16 protein-coding genes are annotated in these 17,068 nt (G+C 70.6%); 8 read left to right on the forward strand and 8 right to left on the reverse strand.

Annotated elements, in window-relative coordinates; genetic code table 11:
* On the forward strand, positions 1-960 hold the full coding sequence (locus tag Acy02nite_RS33565) for a diacylglycerol kinase family protein (protein WP_203749927.1): 960 nt from the start codon (positions 1-3) through the stop codon (positions 958-960).
* A 4-nt stretch (positions 961-964) separates the two neighbouring features.
* Here the strand turns inward: Acy02nite_RS33565 and Acy02nite_RS33570 are convergent, their stop codons facing one another.
* Both Acy02nite_RS33570 and Acy02nite_RS33575 read right to left on the reverse strand, forming a co-directional pair.
* Positions 965-1,387, reverse strand: coding sequence for a DUF3151 domain-containing protein (locus Acy02nite_RS33570; protein WP_203749930.1), 423 nt, complete (start codon positions 1,385-1,387; stop codon positions 965-967).
* A 43-nt stretch (positions 1,388-1,430) separates the two neighbouring features.
* Positions 1,431-2,423: an ADP-ribosylglycohydrolase family protein gene (locus Acy02nite_RS33575; RefSeq protein ID WP_203749934.1), complete on the reverse strand. Its 993-nt coding sequence runs from the start codon at positions 2,421-2,423 to the stop codon at positions 1,431-1,433.
* Positions 2,424-2,590: 167 nt separating this feature from the next.
* On the opposite strand from Acy02nite_RS33575, the gene Acy02nite_RS33580 reads away from it, so the two are divergent.
* Genes Acy02nite_RS33580 through Acy02nite_RS33590 form a run of 3 tightly spaced genes read left to right on the forward strand, consistent with a single transcriptional unit; the run spans position 2,591 to position 4,324 of the window.
* Entirely contained in the window at positions 2,591-3,778 is a 1,188-nt protein-coding gene (locus Acy02nite_RS33580; protein ID WP_203749936.1) for an LOG family protein, read from the forward strand.
* Between the two features lie 43 nt (positions 3,779-3,821).
* Positions 3,822-4,136 carry a hypothetical protein gene (locus Acy02nite_RS33585; RefSeq protein ID WP_203749939.1) on the forward strand — a complete coding sequence of 105 codons (315 nt, stop codon included), beginning with the start codon at positions 3,822-3,824 and terminating at the stop codon, positions 4,134-4,136.
* A 14-nt stretch (positions 4,137-4,150) separates the two neighbouring features.
* Complete coding sequence (locus Acy02nite_RS33590; RefSeq protein ID WP_203749942.1) at positions 4,151-4,324, forward strand: hypothetical protein; 174 nt, start codon at positions 4,151-4,153, stop codon at positions 4,322-4,324.
* Between the two features lie 105 nt (positions 4,325-4,429).
* Here Acy02nite_RS33590 and Acy02nite_RS33595 read toward each other — a convergent pair whose 3' ends face one another.
* Both Acy02nite_RS33595 and fbaA read right to left on the reverse strand, forming a co-directional pair.
* Complete coding sequence (locus Acy02nite_RS33595; RefSeq protein ID WP_239175448.1) at positions 4,430-4,951, reverse strand: hypothetical protein; 522 nt, start codon at positions 4,949-4,951, stop codon at positions 4,430-4,432.
* Between the two features lie 117 nt (positions 4,952-5,068).
* Complete coding sequence (gene fbaA / locus Acy02nite_RS33600) at positions 5,069-6,094, reverse strand: class II fructose-bisphosphate aldolase (protein ID WP_203749958.1); 1,026 nt, start codon at positions 6,092-6,094, stop codon at positions 5,069-5,071.
* 289 nt (positions 6,095-6,383) lie between these two features.
* Here fbaA and Acy02nite_RS33605 point away from each other — a divergent pair, with 289 nt between their 5' ends.
* The 4 genes from Acy02nite_RS33605 (at position 6,384) to Acy02nite_RS33620 (ending at position 11,562) form a co-directional block, all read left to right on the forward strand.
* Positions 6,384-6,575, forward strand: a complete 192-nt coding sequence (locus Acy02nite_RS33605; RefSeq protein ID WP_203749972.1) for a hypothetical protein — start codon at positions 6,384-6,386, stop codon at positions 6,573-6,575.
* A 194-nt stretch (positions 6,576-6,769) separates the two neighbouring features.
* Positions 6,770-8,131: a 3' terminal RNA ribose 2'-O-methyltransferase Hen1 gene (locus Acy02nite_RS33610; protein WP_203749975.1), complete on the forward strand. Its 1,362-nt coding sequence runs from the start codon at positions 6,770-6,772 to the stop codon at positions 8,129-8,131.
* On the forward strand, positions 8,128-10,620 hold the full coding sequence (locus tag Acy02nite_RS33615) for a polynucleotide kinase-phosphatase (protein WP_203749993.1): 2,493 nt from the start codon (positions 8,128-8,130) through the stop codon (positions 10,618-10,620). The genes Acy02nite_RS33610 and Acy02nite_RS33615 overlap by 4 nt, the downstream gene beginning before the upstream one ends.
* A 123-nt stretch (positions 10,621-10,743) precedes the next feature.
* Entirely contained in the window at positions 10,744-11,562 is an 819-nt protein-coding gene (locus tag Acy02nite_RS33620; protein ID WP_239175450.1) for a DedA family protein, read from the forward strand.
* 175 nt (positions 11,563-11,737) lie between these two features.
* On the opposite strand, the gene Acy02nite_RS33625 is transcribed toward Acy02nite_RS33620, so the two are convergent.
* The 4 genes from Acy02nite_RS33625 to Acy02nite_RS33640 form a co-directional block, all read right to left on the reverse strand.
* A complete protein-coding gene (locus Acy02nite_RS33625) occupies positions 11,738-12,412 on the reverse strand; it encodes a class II aldolase/adducin family protein (RefSeq protein WP_203749996.1) in 675 nt (224 codons plus the stop codon).
* Between the two features lie 95 nt (positions 12,413-12,507).
* Entirely contained in the window at positions 12,508-12,885 is a 378-nt protein-coding gene (locus Acy02nite_RS33630) for an ArsR/SmtB family transcription factor (RefSeq protein ID WP_014440216.1), read from the reverse strand.
* Positions 12,886-13,168: 283 nt separating this feature from the next.
* Positions 13,169-13,333, reverse strand: a complete 165-nt coding sequence (locus Acy02nite_RS33635; protein WP_203749999.1) for a hypothetical protein — start codon at positions 13,331-13,333, stop codon at positions 13,169-13,171.
* Positions 13,334-14,546: 1,213 nt separating this feature from the next.
* Entirely contained in the window at positions 14,547-16,295 is a 1,749-nt protein-coding gene (locus tag Acy02nite_RS33640; RefSeq protein ID WP_203750002.1) for a hypothetical protein, read from the reverse strand.
* Positions 16,296-17,068: the final 773 nt, after the last annotated feature.

Here is a 17,068-nt window from a genome sequence, read left to right on the forward strand (position 1 = left end):
ATGGACGTCGTCATCCTCAGCCTGGCCGAGGGGTCGGGCGACTCGTGCGGGTCCGGCTGCGGAGGCTGTGGCTCGGCCTGCGCCACCCCGCGGACACCGGTGCTGGCCTGCGCGGACGCTCTGCGTGCGGGCGGCGCGCAGGTGGACACCGTGCTGGCCGGTTCGGATCAGGAGATCGACGAGGTGCTGGCCCGGTTCGACGGGCCGGAGCGTGCCGACGCGCTGACCTGGCCCGGCACGCGGGACGACCTGCGTCTGGTGGTCGCGACGGCCACCGACGCGCAGCTGCGGGCGGTCATGCGCCGGATGGTTCGCCGCTGGGCGCCGTCGCCCAGCAAGCGCCCCGCCGATCTGGAGGCGACCCGGACGGTTCCGGATCTGCCAGCGCTGGCGATCCTGCCGCTGGACCCTGCCAACGCGGTGGACCTGGCCGCGCAACTCGGTCTGCCCCGCACGCCGGCCGAGGTGGCGCAGGCGGTGCTGGCCGGCTCGGTGAAACGCCTGGACCTGCTGCGCAACGACGGCGGGTCGGTGACGCTGGACGGTGCGCTGCTCGGCGGCGCCGACGACAACGGTGCGGCCGTGCCGTGGCGCGGTCGGGTCGAGGTGGACGATCACGTGCTCAGCGAGGGCGAGGAGCCGATCCTGGCCTGCGTCGTCGGCAACGGTGGTGGTTACGCCGAGTTCGACGGGCTCCGGCTGCTCTCCGAGGGAAACCTGGCTGACGGCCGGGTCGAGGTCGCTGTCGCGGTCCCGGTCGTGGTCAAGCAGCGGTTCAAGAAGACCACGCGCGTACGCATCGAGGTGCGCCGTGCGAGCGGACGGGCCGTGTCGGTCCTGCCGCGCGAGGGCGAGTTGCAGTTCCTCGACGACGGGGTGGCCGGGTCGACCACCCGCAAGCGGTCCTGGTGGACCGAGGCCGGAGCCTGGGCGGTTTACGCACAGACCCCGGTCGGCTGAGGGGTCAGCTGAGGGCGTCGGCGGCGGCCGGGTCGCTGTCCCGCAGGAACTGGGCACAGCGAGCGGCCTCGTCGGCCTCACCGATCGCGGCGGCGGCCTGCGACAGCACGTACAGGCAGCGGAGGAAGCCCTGGTTCGCCTCGTGCGCCCAGGGCACCGGGCCGTGGCCCTTCCACCCGTTGCGGCGCAGGGCGTCCAGGCCACGGTGGTAACCCGTGCGGGCATAGGCATAAGCGGTCACCGGCTCGCCGGCGGCGAGGGCGCCCGCGGCCAGCGGCGCCCAGACCGCGCTGTAGGCCGGGAACTTGGCCGCGACCGCCTTGAACGCCTCGTCGGTGCCGGTGCTCGCGGCGTCGGCCAGAGCCTGGTCGGCGGTGGCGTCGGCCGGGAGTCGGGTGGCCGGCGGCTCGGGAAGAAGGTTCTGCATGACAGCCATTGTTTCAGTCCGAGCCGGCGCCGATCTCCCGGTCTCAGTCCCAGGCGGTGCCCAGCTTCACCAGGCGGTCCGCATACTCGATCTGGGTCTGCCAGCCCGCCGGCCAGGCGCCCAGCCCGAGCGCGGCACCCGCGAACGCGCCGGCCAGGCAGGCGATCGAGTCCGAGTCGCCGGAGGAGGCCGCGGCCCGGCCGAGCACCGTGACCGGCTCGTCCGGTGAGATCAGGTAGCAGTAGAGGGCGCTGGCCAGCGCTTCCTCGGCGATCCAGCCGGCGCCGGTGACCAGGCACGGGTCACCCTCGAAACGTCCGGCGGCGAGACCGGCGGCGACCTTGTCCAGCGCGGCCGCGCACTCGTCCCAGCCCCTGGCGATGAACGCCTCCGGCGAGTCGGTCATCGGCTGACGCCGCCAGAGCTCGCCGAGCCATTCACCCCGATAGATCTTGCGCTGCTCGTCACAGCGGTCGCGGAGGGCGGCGAGCAGGTCCGCCGGCGCGAGGCCGCCGCGAAGCCAATGCACCGCGTACGCCGTCAACTCGCTCGCCGCGAGACCGGTCGGATGCCCGTGCGTCATGCCGGCCTGCAACTGCGCGACGCCGGCCCGCTGATCATCGGTCAGCCCGGGGACCAGGCCGACCGGGGTGACCCGCATGTTCGCCCCGCAGCCCTTCGAGCCGGCCTGGGTCGCCTCGGTCCACGGCCCGCCCTCGGCCAGCGCACCGCACGCGCGCAGACACGTCATGCCGGGCGCGCGGTCGTTCTCCGGGCTGTAGGCCCACGCCAGGAACCTGCGACGGAGCACCGGCTCGAGCCGCGCCGCGTCCGGGTTCCGCACCTCGAGAAGTGCCTCACCGACCGCCAGCGCCATCTGGGTGTCGTCGGTGACCAGGGCCGGCTCGCCGTGCAGCTGCCGGGGGCCGCCCGGGCCGTATCGGGAGACGATCGCCGGGTACTCCATGAACTCGGTGGGCTTGCCCAGCGCATCGCCATAGGCCAACCCGAACATCGATCCCGACGCAGCACGCATGGTGCAACTCTAGGCGGTGTCGCGTAGCCCGGCCGAGTGCGAGGCGCGAGGTCCCGAGCGCGCTCCAGGACCCCGCCGCAGCCCCGGTCGCGCTACGCCTTGTGTCCCGCGCGTCAACGGCCGGGGTGTGCGTCCGGCCCTCGCCGGGCGGGAGCACCATGTAGGTCATGCCGGATCCCCTGCAACCGGTGCTCGGCGGCGACATGCCGTTCGACGCGACCGCGTTCGAGATCGAGTCTCGCGAAGAGCTCGACACCCATCTCGTCAAGAACACCCTGGCCGGGCTGATCGTTCTCGGTCTTCGGCTGGACCGAAACCCGCCCGATCTCACGCCCGTCGACGTGCGCGACACCCTGTTCGTCGGGTGCCGGTTCGGCACGCCGGAAGTCGAGATCGACCTGATCCGCCGGGGCGCGCACGTGGTCCCGCCGTTCCGCACGTTGCCGTACCCGACCCATCCGGCGCTGCTCTACACCCCGGAGGACCTGGCGGCCGGGTTCGACGAGGGCGGCTTCGCCGGGATGTACGACACGGTCGTCTACCGGCACTTCGTCGAGCGCGGCGGTGCGGTCCCGGACGTGCGGGAGGCGGTCGCCCAGCGGCTGCACGACGCCGGCATCGACAACGCCCTCGGCAAGGCGCTGGCCGCGTGGGCGACGGCGCACGGCACTGCGGACGCGGTCGGGATCATGGGCGGGCACGCCGAGCCGCGCGGCTCCGAGCCGTTCCGGATGGCCGCGACACTGGCCCGGCGGCTGGCCACGAGCGGGCGGCTGATCGTGACCGGTGGCGGCCCCGGCGTGATGGAGGCGGCCAACCTCGGGGCCTACTTCGCCTCCCGCTCGGAACGGGACCTGGCCGCGGCGATCGACATGCTGGCGGCCGCACCGGATTTCCGGGACCACGACCCGTACACCGCGGCCGCGCTGGGCGTCCGGGCGCGTTACCCGCTGCCGGCGGTCGACCTGGCCGACCGGCTCCGCTTCGGCGGGCTGGCGCTGCCGACCTGGCTCTACGGCCACGAGCCGGCCAACCTGTTCGCCGGGCAGATCGGCAAGTACTTCTCCAACGCCGTCCGCGAGGACTCGATCCTGCGGCTGTCCCGCGGCGGGATCGTCTTCGCGCCCGGGTGGGCCGGCACCGTGCAGGAGGTGTTCCAGGCCGCGACGAAGACGTTCTACCAGACCGACGGGCCGTCCGGGGCGTTCGTCTTCCTCGGTACCGAGCACTGGGCGAAACTCCCCGTGGTCGACCTGCTGGGGACACTGCTGGCCCGCTCGCCGCACGGTGACCAGTCCGGGCTGATCGTGGTCACCGACTCGATCGACGAGGCCACGGCCGCGCTGACCCGGTAACGCCTGGTCAGGAGGGCTTGGCAGCGGGGCGCACACTGCGGACATGGCGATCGTTCTGCTACTCCTCGCGGGTATCCTGCTCATCGCATTGCTGTCGTTCCTGACCGGGTGGTTCCGGCGCCGGCGTGGCCCCGTCGGCCGGCGGCATCCGGGCTCCGCCGACGCCGGGTATGGCGGCAGCAACCTGCCTTACCTCCCGGTGGACGTCGGCGACTCCGGGAACCATCACCGGCACCACGACTCGGGCTCGACCCACCACTCCGGACACCACGACAGCGGCTCGTCCTGGAGTGACGGCGGTTCCTCGTGGGGCGACGGCGGCGGCTCGTTCGGCGGCGACAGCGGCGGCGGCAACTAAGGAAGAGGCTGGACATGGTGACTTTGGTGGTGATCTTCTCCGTCGCGATCATCGCGGCGGCGGCCGGCGCTGTGATCATGCGGCGCGGCAACAGTGGCGATCCCGGCTATCGCCCTCCGGCGCCGACCGGATACGAGGGTGGCGTCGCCCGGCACTCCGGTGACGCCGGCGGGATCAGCGGCAACTGACTGCCCCTCCATCGACGGCAACCGGCGGCCACTCACGCCGGCAACCGGCGGCCACTCACGCCGGCAACCGGCTGCCGCTCACGCCGGGCGGCAACCGACGGCCGCTCAGGCGATGTGAACCCGGCGCCAGTGCGCCGCGGGAAGATCCTTCTCCGGTACGTCGGTGAGGCCGTTCTCGTCCATCGCGTTGTAGACGGCGAGGCGGGCGCCGTCGAACAGGAACTCGATCGCGTGCAGCACCCGGGGGCGCCAGTCCGCCCGCGTCGTCCGCTCGATGATGTTGACGGCGCGCAGCGGACGGCCCCGGGCGTTGCGCAGCGCGGCGTGCGGGTCGGCGCGCCAGTCGAAGTGCTCGTACATGTCGATCGGGACCGCCATGTCGATCTGGTCCCACGTGATCGCGCACTCGTCGAACTTACGGTGAGTGATCTCCACGCGACTCGAACCGAAGTCGAGGATGACCGGGCCGTCGGCGAACCAGCCACGCTGCGCGACATCCCAGAGCAGCCAGCTTGATCGCAACTTACGTCCGATGAGCCGCACGAACATGTGCCGATGCGTGGCGGCGAGGGCCTCGGCATCGTGATGCCACTCGGGTTTCCAGCCCTCGATAGCGAGCACGATCACCGCCCCTTGATCAAGACCGCACGATCGTACCCATGTCGTTGTGTAACCACGCAAGACGACAGCGGCCGATCCCCGCGTACGGGGACCGGCCGTTGACTCTCGCGAGTGGTTCGCTACTTACTTGGCGAGCGAGGTGCCGGTCGAGCGCAGGTGCTCGCAGGCCTCGACGACGCGCTTGGCCAGACCGTTCTCGGCCAGCTTGCCCCAGGCGCGGGGGTCGTACGCCTTCTTGTTGCCGACCTCGCCGTCGATCTTCAGCACACCGTCGTAGTTCTTCATGACGTGGTCGACGACCGGGCGGGTGAACGCGTACTGCGTGTCGGTGTCGATGTTCATCTTCACCACACCGAAGTCCAGAGCGCCGTGGATCTCCGAGAGCAGCGAGCCGGAGCCGCCGTGGAAGACCAGGTCGAGCGGCTTCTCCTTGCCGTACTTCGCGCCGATCGCGTCCTGGATCTCCTTGAGGATCTCCGGGCGGAGCTTGACGTTGCCCGGCTTGTAGACGCCGTGCACGTTGCCGAAGGTCAGCGCGGTCAGGTAGCGGCCCCGCTCGCCCAGGCCCAGCTTGGCGGCGGTGGCCAGGCCGTCCTCGACGGTCGAGTAGAGCTTGTCGTCGATCGCGGCGGAGACGCCGTCCTCCTCGCCACCGACGACGCCGACCTCGATCTCGAGGATGATCTTCGCGGCCGCGGCGGCGGCCAGCAGCTCCTCGGCGATGTCCAGGTTCTCGTCCAGCGGCACGGCCGAACCGTCCCACATGTGCGACTGGAACAGCGGGGCCAGGCCCTTGTTCACGCGCTCCTGCGAGATCGCGATCAGCGGACGGACATACTTGTCCAGCTTGTCCTTCGGGCAGTGGTCGGTGTGCAGCGCGATGTTGACCGGGTAGTTCTTGGCAACCTCGGTCGCATACTCCGCCAGGGCGACGGCGCCGGTGATCATGTTCTTGATCGTCGGGCCGGACGCGTACTCCGCGCCGCCGGTGGAGATCTGCACGATGCCGTCGCTGCCGGCTTCCGCGAAGCCCTGGAGGGCCGCGTTGAGCGTCTGCGAAGACGTCACGTTGATCGCCGGGTAGGCGAACGCGCCGGCCTTGGCGCGATCGATCATCTCGGCGTAGACCTCGGGGGAAGCGATAGGCATCAGTGCGCTCCTTGCTCTTTCAAACGGGAAGCAGAGGGCAGGACCGCGCTGTCCTCCAGCAGCAGTATTCCGCAGTCGCGGTCGGTAGCGGAAATCGCCCCGAAATTCACGGCGCCCGCCGCTCCTCCCCCGACCAAAACAGTGGTTCTGGGGCATATCGCCACCCGCGAGTGTTGCTCTGCGTGGCACCACGCTGTTCGCCGCCGGGCCGGTGCCGGTTTGCGCGGCATCCGAGCGGGCAAACGCGCACCATGGGACGGGAACCGGCGACACGAGAGGGGAGCCGAGGATGACGCGCCTGATGGAGGAATCCGATCTGGAGACGCCCGAGGTGGACGCCGCCGAGCAGGCGGTGAGCGCGGTCCCTGCCTGGCAGGACGGCGACTCCGAGGAGACGCCCGTCGCGCCGGCCTCGGCGGAGGCCGGCGACTGGGACGCCGAGGAGAACCGGATCGTCGAGTTCGACGACGATTACCGCTGACGTGCTCCGGGCCGCGCCCGGCGCGCGGCCCGGAACACGCACCTGGTCGACGCCATAGCGTGGCAACGCGCTGAACCGGCTGTCGGCCACCTCCGCTCCCGCTGCGGGATCGAGCATCGACAACAGTGCGCCGGTTGTCCACAGGTCGAAGAATTCCGATCGCACTCGGGGCGCGGCGCTGCCACCATCAACGCGTGCTGCTAACCGTGACGACGACACACCGGCCCGCTACCGATCTTGGATACCTGCTGGTCAAACATCCCGACAGGGTCCATCAGTTCGACATGCCCACCGGTACGGCGTACGTCATGTTCCCCGAGGCCACGGAGGAGCGCTGCACCGCCGCCCTGCTGCTCGACGTCGACCCGCGCAAGCTGCGGGCCCGCGCCGACGCCTTCGAGCTCAGTCAGTATGTGAACGATCGGCCCTATGCGGCGTCCAGCCTGCTCGCGAGCGCCATCTCCAAGGTCTTCCGCAGCGCCCAGCGTGGCACGTCGAAGGATCGTCCGGAGCTGGCCGCCCAGGCGATCCCGCTGGAGGTCCGGGTGCCGGTGCTGCGTGGCGGCGCCGACCTGGTCACCCGTCTGTTCGCGCCGCTGGGCTGGGCGGTGACCGCCACCCCGATCCCGCTGGAGCCGGAGCTCGGCGGCGACAGTCGTTACGTCGATCTGCTCCTGACGGGCACGCTGCGGCTGGCCGACGCGATCAATCATCTGTATGTGCTGCTCCCGGTCCTCGACGACGGCAAGCACTACTGGGTCGCGCCGGACGAGATCGAGAAGCTGCTGCGCTCCGGCGCGGGCTGGCTCGCCGGCCATCCGGAGAAGGTGCTGATCGCCCGGCGTTACCTGGCGCACCGCAAGTCGCTGGCGACCACCGCGCTGGAGTTGCTCGACGCCGACCAGCCGGTCACCGAGGAGGAGTCGGAGCTGCCGGTGGCCCGCAAGGCGCCGCTCGCCGGCCAGCGCCGGGACGCGGTGCTCGCCGCGCTGGCCGAGGTCGGCGCGACCCGCGTGCTCGATCTCGGCTGCGGCCCGGGCGCGCTGCTCGGTGCCCTGCTCAAGGAGAGCCGGTTCACCGAGATCGTCGGGGCCGACGTCTCCGCCCGGGTGCTGGAGCAGGCCGAGCGACGGCTCCGGCTGGAGCGGCTTCCGGAGCGCCAGCGGGGCCGGATCAAACTGATCCAGACCGCGCTGACCTACCACGACGACCGGCTCAGCGGTTACGACGCGGCAGTGCTGATGGAGGTGATCGAGCACGTCGACCTGACCCGGCTCCCGGCGCTGGAGGCGAGCGTGTTCGGTCGTGCCCGGCCCGGTGCGGTCGTCGTGACCACGCCGAACGTGGAGTACAACGTGCACTACGAGGGCCTGACCGGGATGCGGCACTCGGACCATCGCTTCGAGTGGACCCGCGCCGAGTTCGCCGCCTGGGCCGACCGGGTGGCCTCCCAGTTCGGGTACACGGTGACGATCCGCGGCGTCGGCGACCCGGACGAGACCACCGGCGCCCCCACCCAGCTCGCTCTCTTCACCCGTACGGAGGTGACGGCATGATCGACGTTCCCGAGCTCAGCCTGGTCGCGCTGGTCGGCATCTCCGGCTCCGGCAAGTCCACGTTCGCCCGCAAGCACTTCAAGCCCACCCAGGTGCTCTCGTCGGACTTCTTCCGCGGCCTGATCGCCGACGACGAGAACGACCAGGCCGCGTCCACGGACGCCTTCGACGCGCTGCACTACATCGCGGGCAAGCGGCTGGCCGCCGGCCGGCTCACCGTGGTGGACGCCACCAACCTGCAGCCGCACGGCCGTGCCGCCCTGGTCAAGCTGGCCCGCGAGCACGACGTGCTGCCCGTCGCGATCGTCCTGGACGTGCCCGAGGCGGTCGCCTGGGAGCGAACCCAGGCCCGGCCGGACCGGACGTTCGGCCGGCAGGTCCTCACCCGGATGCAGCGTGACCTGCGGCGCTCGCTCGGCCAGCTGACCCGCGAGGGGTTCCGCAAGGTGCACGTGCTGCGCGGGCTGGAGGAGATCGAGAGCGCCGGGATCCGCTACGAGAAGCTGTTCAACGATCGTCGTGACGAGCACGGCCCGTTCGACATCGTCGGTGACGTGCACGGCTGCCGTGCCGAGTTGGAGACGCTGCTCACGCGGCTGGGCTGGGAGTTGATCCGGGACGACCAGGGGCGCCCGGCAGACGCCGTACATCCGGAGGGCCGCAAGGCGGCCTTCGTCGGTGACCTGGTCGATCGCGGGCCGGATTCACCGGGTGTGTTGCGGCTGGTCATGGGCATGGTCGCGGCCGGCCACGCGATCTGCGTGCCGGGTAACCACGAGCAGAAGCTGGCCCGGAAACTGAACGGCCGCAACGTGCAGCTCACCCATGGTTTGCCGGAGACGCTGGAGCAGCTCGACGCCGAGCCGACCGAGTTCGTCACCGAGGTGCGGGCCTTCATCGACGGCCTGGTCAGCCACTACGTGCTCGACGACGGGAAGCTGGTGGTCGCGCACGCCGGGTTGAAGGAGGCGTACCAGGGGCGCGCGTCCGGCCGGGTGCGCAGCTTCGCCCTCTACGGCGAGACCACCGGCGAGACCGATGAGTACGGTCTGCCCGTGCGCTACCCGTGGGCGCAGGAGTACCGGGGCTCCGCGGCCGTCGTCTACGGGCACGTGCCGACGCCGCGCCCGGAGTGGATCAACAACACGATCTGCCTGGACACCGGTTGCGTCTTCGGTGGCGCGCTGACCGCGCTGCGCTGGCCGGAACGCCAGCTCGTCGACACCCCCGCCGCGAAGGAGTACTACGCGCCGATCCGCCCGCTCTTCACCACGACGCCGGAGCCCGACCGCGGTCTCGACATCGCCGACGTCATCGGCCGCAAACACCTCGATTACGGGTACGGGCGGACCACCGTTCCCGCCGAGAACGCCGCTGCCGCCCTGGAGGTGATGGGCCGTTTCGCCGTCGACCCGGAAACCCTGGTCTGGCTGCCGCCGACGATGGCGCCGTGCTCCAGCTCGACCGTCGACGGCTACCTGGAGCACCCGTCGTCCGCCTTCGCCGACCTGCGAGCGGCCGGGGTCGACCGGGTGGTCTGCGAGGAGAAGCACATGGGCTCCCGCGCGGTCGTCCGGGTCTCGGCCTCCGGCGTGGGCGACGCGATCTGGACGCGTACCGGCCGGCCGTTCTTCGGCCCGGAGATGGACCAGCCTCTGCTCGCCCGGGTCCGGGCCGCGATCGAGCCGATCCTGGCCGAGCTGCAGACCGGGTGGCTGCTCCTCGACGCGGAGCTGCTGCCCTGGTCGGCGAAGGCCGGCAGCCTGATCCGGGAGCACTACGCCGGGGTGGGCGCGGCTGGGCGGGCCGCGCTGCCGGCTGCCCTGGATGTGCTGGACCGGACCGCCGGTCGCGGGCTGGACGTGGCGGCCCTGCGGGACCGGCTCGAGCTGCGATCCTCGGAGATCCAGGGCTACTCGGCGGCGTACCGGGCGTACGTGAAACCGACCGAGGGTCTGCGGGGTGTCACGCTCGCGCCGTTCGCGGTGCTGGCCGGCGCCGGGGTCTCCTACGCCGGGAAGGATCACGGCTGGCAGCTGGCGATCGCGGACCGTCTGGTCGCCGCGGATCCGGAGCTGTTCACGCCGACCCGCCGGATGGTCGTCGACCTGGCCGACCCGGCCGCCGAGGCGGAGGCGACCGAGTGGTGGCTGACGCTGACCGGGGCCGGCGGCGAGGGCATGGTGGTGAAGCCGTACGCCGGTCTCGCCGCCGTGGACGGCAAGGGCCGGCTGGTCCAGCCCGGCGTGAAGTGCCGTGGCCGGGAGTACCTGCGGATCATCTACGGCCCGGAGTACACCCGGCCCGAGCAGCTCACCCGCCTGAGGCAGCGCAATCTGGGCCGTAAGCGGAACATGGCGCTGCGTGAGCACGGACTGGGCCTCGCGGCGCTCGACCGGCTGGCCGAGGGCGCGCCCTCCTGGCGGGTGCACGAGCTGGTCTTCGCGATCCTGGCGGCGGAGTCGGAACCGGTCGATCCGCGCCTCTGATCCACTTTGCGGGGCGCCCTTCCGTTTTGCGGGAGGCGCGCCCCGCTTCCTGTCCGTGAGCACAAGGCATCCACAGCAGTCGTACAGGTTGGTCGCACCGGACGGCCGGTACCCTGGCTAACCGTGGACATCCGTGCGCTCACCGAGCAGCTCGCCCTGAACCCGATGGACCCGAAGGACTTGCTGCACACCTTCGGACTGCCTGGCGTCCTGGCCATCCTCTTCGCGGAGACCGGCCTGCTGGTCGGCTTCTTCTTCCCCGGCGACTCGCTGCTGTTCCTGGCCGGCATCGCCGCGTCCCCGGTCGCCGACGCGATCTTCGGCGGCGGGACCCAGCTCTCGTTCGCCGGGCTGCTGATCGGCGCACCGATCTGCGCGATCGCCGGCGCCCAGTTCGGGCACTGGCTCGGCGCGCGCTACGGGCGGAAGATGTTCGAGCGCCCCGACTCCAAGCTGTTCAAGCGGGAGTACGTGGAGAAGGCGGAGTACTACTTCCAGAAGTTCGGCCCCGCCAAGGCCGTGGTGCTGGCCCGCTTCATCCCGATCGTGCGGACGTTCCTGAACCCGGTTGCGGGCACGCTCGGCATGCCGGCCCGCAAGTTCTTCGTGTGGAACGTGGTCGGCGCCATCCTCTGGACCGACGGCGTGCTGATCATCGGGCACGCGCTCGCCAAGCAGATCTACGACCTCATCGGCGACAAGATCGACCACTACATCCTGCCGGTCGTGGTGATCATCGTGCTGCTCTCGGCGCTGCCGATCTTCATCGAGATGATCCGCGAGCGGAAGGCGAAGAAGAACGGCACGCACCAGGGCCCGCAGGCCGCGGCGGCGGTCGGGGTGGTCGCGGCGGCCACCATCGCCGGGCTCGCCGAGTCGGCCCACCTGAACGACGACGAGGACGACGACCGGAACCGCCGGCCGCGTTCGCACCGCGCCTGACCCTCCGTCCACCACCCGGCCGGTCCTGGTTTCCAGGGCCGGCCGCTGTGTTCTCCGGATCGCGGCATTCGCTCGTCACACGAGAAGAGCCTGGCCGGAGACGGCCAGGCTCAGTCGACGAGACGCGATCCAGCCGGCCTTAGGGACGGCCGGCTGGCAGCGTCGATGGGCCCGCTCAGACGGTGACCGCCGCGGACCCGGAAAGCCGGTTCAGAAACTCTTCCGGGCAGTCCCGGAGATTCTCCAGCCGGCCGGCAGCCAGCGCCTTGTACGTCAGCGAAGCCGCCTCCTCGAGGTTGCGGGCGCGCTTGTGCGCCAGCTCCACCGAGTCGCCCATCACCACGCAGCCGTGCTGGCTGAGCACCAGGCAGTCGGTCCCGTCCGCGGCCATCGCCGCGGTCATCGCGGCCAGCTCGGTCGTGCCCGGCAGCCGGAACGGCACGGTGGAGACCCGGCGCAGATAGAACGCATGGTCCGTCGTGACGATCCGGATGTGCTCGCCCAGCGCGTCCAGCAGCAACGCCGTCTGCGGGTGCAGGTGCACCACTGCGTTGACGTCCGGCCGGGCGCGGTAGAGCGCGAGATGCAGTGCCAGCTCGCTGGTCGGCTCGATCCGCGGCGGTGGCAGGGCGCCAACCGTCGCGAGCTCACCGTCAGTGATACGAACCGGCGCAAAGGTCGCCCGGCTGAGCCGGTCGAGCCAGGCGCCGCTCGCGGTCACCCAGATGGCATCGTCATCAGGCATCCGGGCGGACAGGTTGCCGCCCGAGCCGCAGACGAGACCGGCCTGGACCACGTCGTAACCCACGTGCGCGAGCTGGTCACGCAGGTCACCAGGCACGTAGTTCACCCGTTCCTCCTCGAATCGCCAGGGGTGGCCAGGGAAGAGGTCCTCGGCCTGGCGTCACGCCCCCATGTTTCAGTGACGCCAGGCATTGCCACGGATCAGCGAGCCTTCTTGGTCGCCCGCTTACGGGGCGGCGTCAGCAGGTCCGCAATCGTCGCGATCGCGGTCGGCACGAGGCGGTAGTACGCCCACACTCCCCGCTTCTCCCGCTCCAGCAGACCCGCCTCGGTCAGGATCCGCAGGTGGTGACTAACGGTCGGCTGCGAGAGGCCCAGGGGAGCCGTCAGGTCACAAACACACGCCTCACCGTCCGTCGCGGACTGGATAAGGCTCAGCAGCCGCAGCCGTGCCGGGTCGGCGAGTGCCTTGAGCACTCCCGCCAGGCGCTCGGCGTCGGCGCGTTCAATTGGCTCGCCGGCAAGCGGCGAGATCTGAGGCATCGTCATTTCCGCCAACGCAGTTCCCACGATCTCCATCCTTCCACCAACTGCATCGATTCTCCTGCATGTGCGCAGGAACGAACCGGCTAACTTTCAGGCCGTAAGGCCGACATCGATCGCCGTGTCGGTCGACCGCCGGCGCGGGCCGGAGCCCCGAACCGCACCACTCATCCGATCAACCTTTCCGCCGACACCGACTTCGGTCTCTGCCTCCTGCAACGCCTCAGCCGCCACTTGGTCGCTACCCATCCGTGTCGAGGTCTCGATCCCCTTCTCGGGAGTGAGCCAATCCACACTGTCAATTCATCGATTGTTCGGTTCACGACCCAGAACGATGACTCGCCACGGAACGCGTCGACACCATCACGCCACGCTGCGCGATCAACAGGCCGCTACGCGCCTCACGACCCGATGAAAGCACGACGCCACGCTGTGCGACGGGCAATTCAGTGATGAATTTACCCAGGTCGTGCCGTGCCTTCATGACATCGAGCGTACTGGCTTGAAGGAAACCGGAATCTTTCGCCCCGCCGGGGCGGAACGGAACTATTGACCCAGGCCTCTACATGGCTCTGTAAAGAAGGTTTACCGATCGTACAACGGATCTTGACCTTTCCGGCGACCATAGATGCAGCTCAAAGCAGCTAACACCGCCACGGTACCCATCCACCCCTCAAGATGACCTGGTAGCCGCGCTGTGAGAGTCCTGTGAACCCCGGGAATCACGTTTGTCCGTCCAGGCGAAAACACCCACCGGATGGCCGATCTAGTGCTATCCGGACAGCCGATCGGGTGACATCGAAGGAAACCGTCCGTACCCGTTCGAGTGACCCACAGTCGTCGATGCAGAACCGGATCTAGCCGTCCTTCCGCATGGTCACTCCGATGACAACCGTCAGTATTCGTCATCGGATCCAGGCGTGAGCCGCTTCCGCGTCCGGTCATCCGGCCGTGGAACGACTCCAATGTGTCCTTGCCCACTCTCCGTAGCCGAACTGGGATCTGGACCCCTGCCTGGACCGTGCGTCATGGCGCCTGACGATCCCCGGCACCCATTCAGCGATCTCCAAGGAGGTGGCCGCCAATTGACGAGCGGGCCCACTCAGGTCGGCTACCCGACTGAGGCCTTCATGCCCCTTCTCCACGCGAGGCACCATCCAAACATCGGGTCTTCACCGAGCACTCCGGACGGCATTGCTTTCCGGGCCCTGACGCTTGGTTCGGTCACGGCTGTGACGTACGCCGCAGCGAAAGCAGGCCCTCGACGACTCGAACGTGAGGCTCTTACCAAGACACCCCGAAAGGGCGGGAGCCCGAAGGGCAGGACCGTCTCCCGGAGGTGGAAGTCATCCCGTAAGTAGCGCACATCGGACAGACGGAACCGCGGGATACAACCCGGAGGTAGAACTTCTCCCACAGCCAGCGCAACCGATCACGAGGAACAGCCCGGAGGTGCAACTCCTTCCGCAGCCGGCGCACAGCAGGGCAGCCGAACCTCGACTTCGTCAGCCAGGCACGGGACGGCAGGGCATGCCGACAACCGCGCGAACCTGCCCGCGGGCAGCGACCACTCTTCCGCGCAGCCAGCCGTCGGCAGACCAGGCCGGACGGGACGGCCTAGCCTGCCCTCCAGCCTTCCTCACGCCAAGCCTGGAACAGCTCACCGAGCATCCGCAGGTCGGCCGGCACCGGCCGCATCAGGCCGGTCGGTCGTCCTCCACAGGACGGGACGGGACGGTTCCACCCGCTTTGTCGGCAGGGCCCGCGGGCGGGGCCTCCTCGACACCTGCTGGGAGGCCCGACGGGCCGGACGCCTCAGCCGGTGAGCCGGCAATCGGTGACGTGGGCGGTTGGCCGACGCTCGGCGGCATGGCGGCACCCGGCGGCGTGGTCAGTCGGGCGTCGCTCGGCGGCGTGGCGGGACCCGGCGGCGTGGGCGGTTGGGCGTCGCTCGGCGGCGTGGCCGGACCCGGTGGCGTGACAGCACCCGACGGCGGGGACGAAGAGTCGGCGGCGGGCGGTGTGGTGGGAAAGCCGCCCACGGGCGGATAGCTGTTGGGCGATGCGGGCGGCTGGGCGCCGGACAGCCCGGAAGGCGCCGGCGACGTGTGCTCAGCCGGCTCCGCAGCCGACGGCGCCGCCGGAACCCCCGTGGCCGGCGGAATCTCCGTGGCTGCCGGAAGCCCCGTAGCCGGCGGAACGCCCACGGCTGGCGGCACAGGCCGCATGTAGGCCGAAGCATCCACCGACGGAGGCACGGGCGGGGTGAAGCCGGGCGGGACGGGCGGAGCGTACGGCGAGCTCTGCGCCGGCGGGAAACTCGACGGAGCCCCACCCGTTGAGCCGGGCGGCCCGAATTGGCCAGAAGCACCAGGCGGAGCGAACGGACTGGCCGGGCTGGGCGCACCGGGCGGGTTGGGCACACCGGGCGGGCCGAACTGACCGGAAGCGAACTGACCGGGACCGAACTGAGCAGGGCCTGACGAGCCCGAGGCAGCGGGCGGGCCGTAGGGACCTGGAGCACCGGGTGCTCCAGGCGGAGCAAAGGAAGCCGGAGCGCCGGGCACGGCATACGGTCCCTGAGCGCCGGGCGGGCCGTAGGGGCCCGGAGCGGCGAACGACTGCGGATAGGGGTTGAAGGCGGGATTGCCCTGGGCCGCCTGCGCGGGGGCGTAACCGAAGAACGTGCGGGGCGCGACCAGCAGCATCGCACCGACCGCGGCGTAGGCGAGGACCTGCAGCCCCGCGACGACGACGTTGAGGCCGATCCAGCCCTGCGGGTACGCCGAGCCGAGCGCGTCACTGATCGAGCCCGGCGCCGGATCGCCGGAGCGCTGAGCCAGCACCGTGACGAACGAGGCCAGGCCGCCGAGCATGCCGAGCACGCAGACGACCAGCGAGACGACCCGGGCGACCCGGCTGCCGCGGCGCAGGCCCAGGCCGAGCACCACGAGGAGCGCGAAGAACAGGATCGACAGGATCGCGGCGAGCGCGGCGTCCAGCCAGACCACGGTGACGAAGTTGTCCGCCGCTTCGCCGCTGGTCGCGCCCCGGAAGCGGCTCACCGTGCCGGCGGCGACGGCGACCGTCGCGATGGCATAGCAGAGGCCGGCCGCACCCATGAGCCAGAGCAGGAGCGAAGCCGTCGTCACGGCAGGCGGACGCGCGCTGGCGGGCGGCGGTGGCGCGGTGACGGGTGGCACGGCGGCGTAGGACATCGAGGGCTCCCGGTGTTCGGCTGGCTGGAAACCTACCGCGTATTCGGGATCCGGGTCGGACGGACCGGAACGCCTGTGGATAACCGAACCGGCCCGCCTGTGGACAAGCGAGCCGGTTCGGAAAACCTCGTGCAGGATGGGCAGGCGCCGGCGATCAGGCCGAGTCGCGCGGCGGCCGCTCCTCGTCAGCCGGAGGGACGGAAGGTGCCGGAGGAGCCGGTTGGCCACTGGGTGTGGAGGGAGGCTGAGCACCATGAGACGAGCCGGGCGCCACGTCGGAGGACGGGTCGGAGGCCGAACCCGGGACCGAGCCGGACGACGGGTCGGAGGTGGCGCTGCCCTGGGCCGCGTCTGACGACGAGCCCGGAGCCGCGGGCGGCAGACCCCACGGGTCGCTCGGCGGCCCGAATGCGGACGGCGACGACGAACCCGGCTGAAGACCGGACGGCTGCGATCCGGACGGCAGCACAGGCGAGGAGGGCGGACCGGACGCGGGCGGAGCAGACGCGGGCGGAGCGGAGGACGGCTGCTGCCAAGGGTTGGCCGAGTGCTCGGGCGCACCGTAAGGCGGCGGATACGCGCCGGGCTGACCCGGATGCGGATACGCGCCAGGCTGGCCCGGATACGGCGAGGCCTGACCCGGATACGGTCCCGGCTGTCCTGAATACGGTCCCGGCTGACCCGGGAACGGCCCGGGCTGCCCTTGATACGACCCAGGCTGTCCCGGATACGCCCCCGGCTGACCCGGGTAGGACGGCGGCATTCCGGCTGGCGACCCAGGTGATGCCGGCGCCACGGGTGATCCCGGCACCCCAGGCGTCCCGGGAGGGGGTCCGTAAGAGGGCTGACCGGGATACGGCGGAAGCCCCGGTGCAGGCTGCCCCGGCTGGCCGAAGCCCGGCTGCCCGAACTCGGCCTGCCCCTGATCAGGCTGGCCCGAACCTGGCTGCCCATAACCAGGCTGACCCGAACCCGGCTGCCCATAACTGGGCTGACCATAA

It is taken from the genome of Actinoplanes cyaneus, from assembly GCF_016862095.1.
In the GTDB taxonomy this organism is placed as follows: domain Bacteria; phylum Actinomycetota; class Actinomycetes; order Mycobacteriales; family Micromonosporaceae; genus Actinoplanes; species Actinoplanes cyaneus.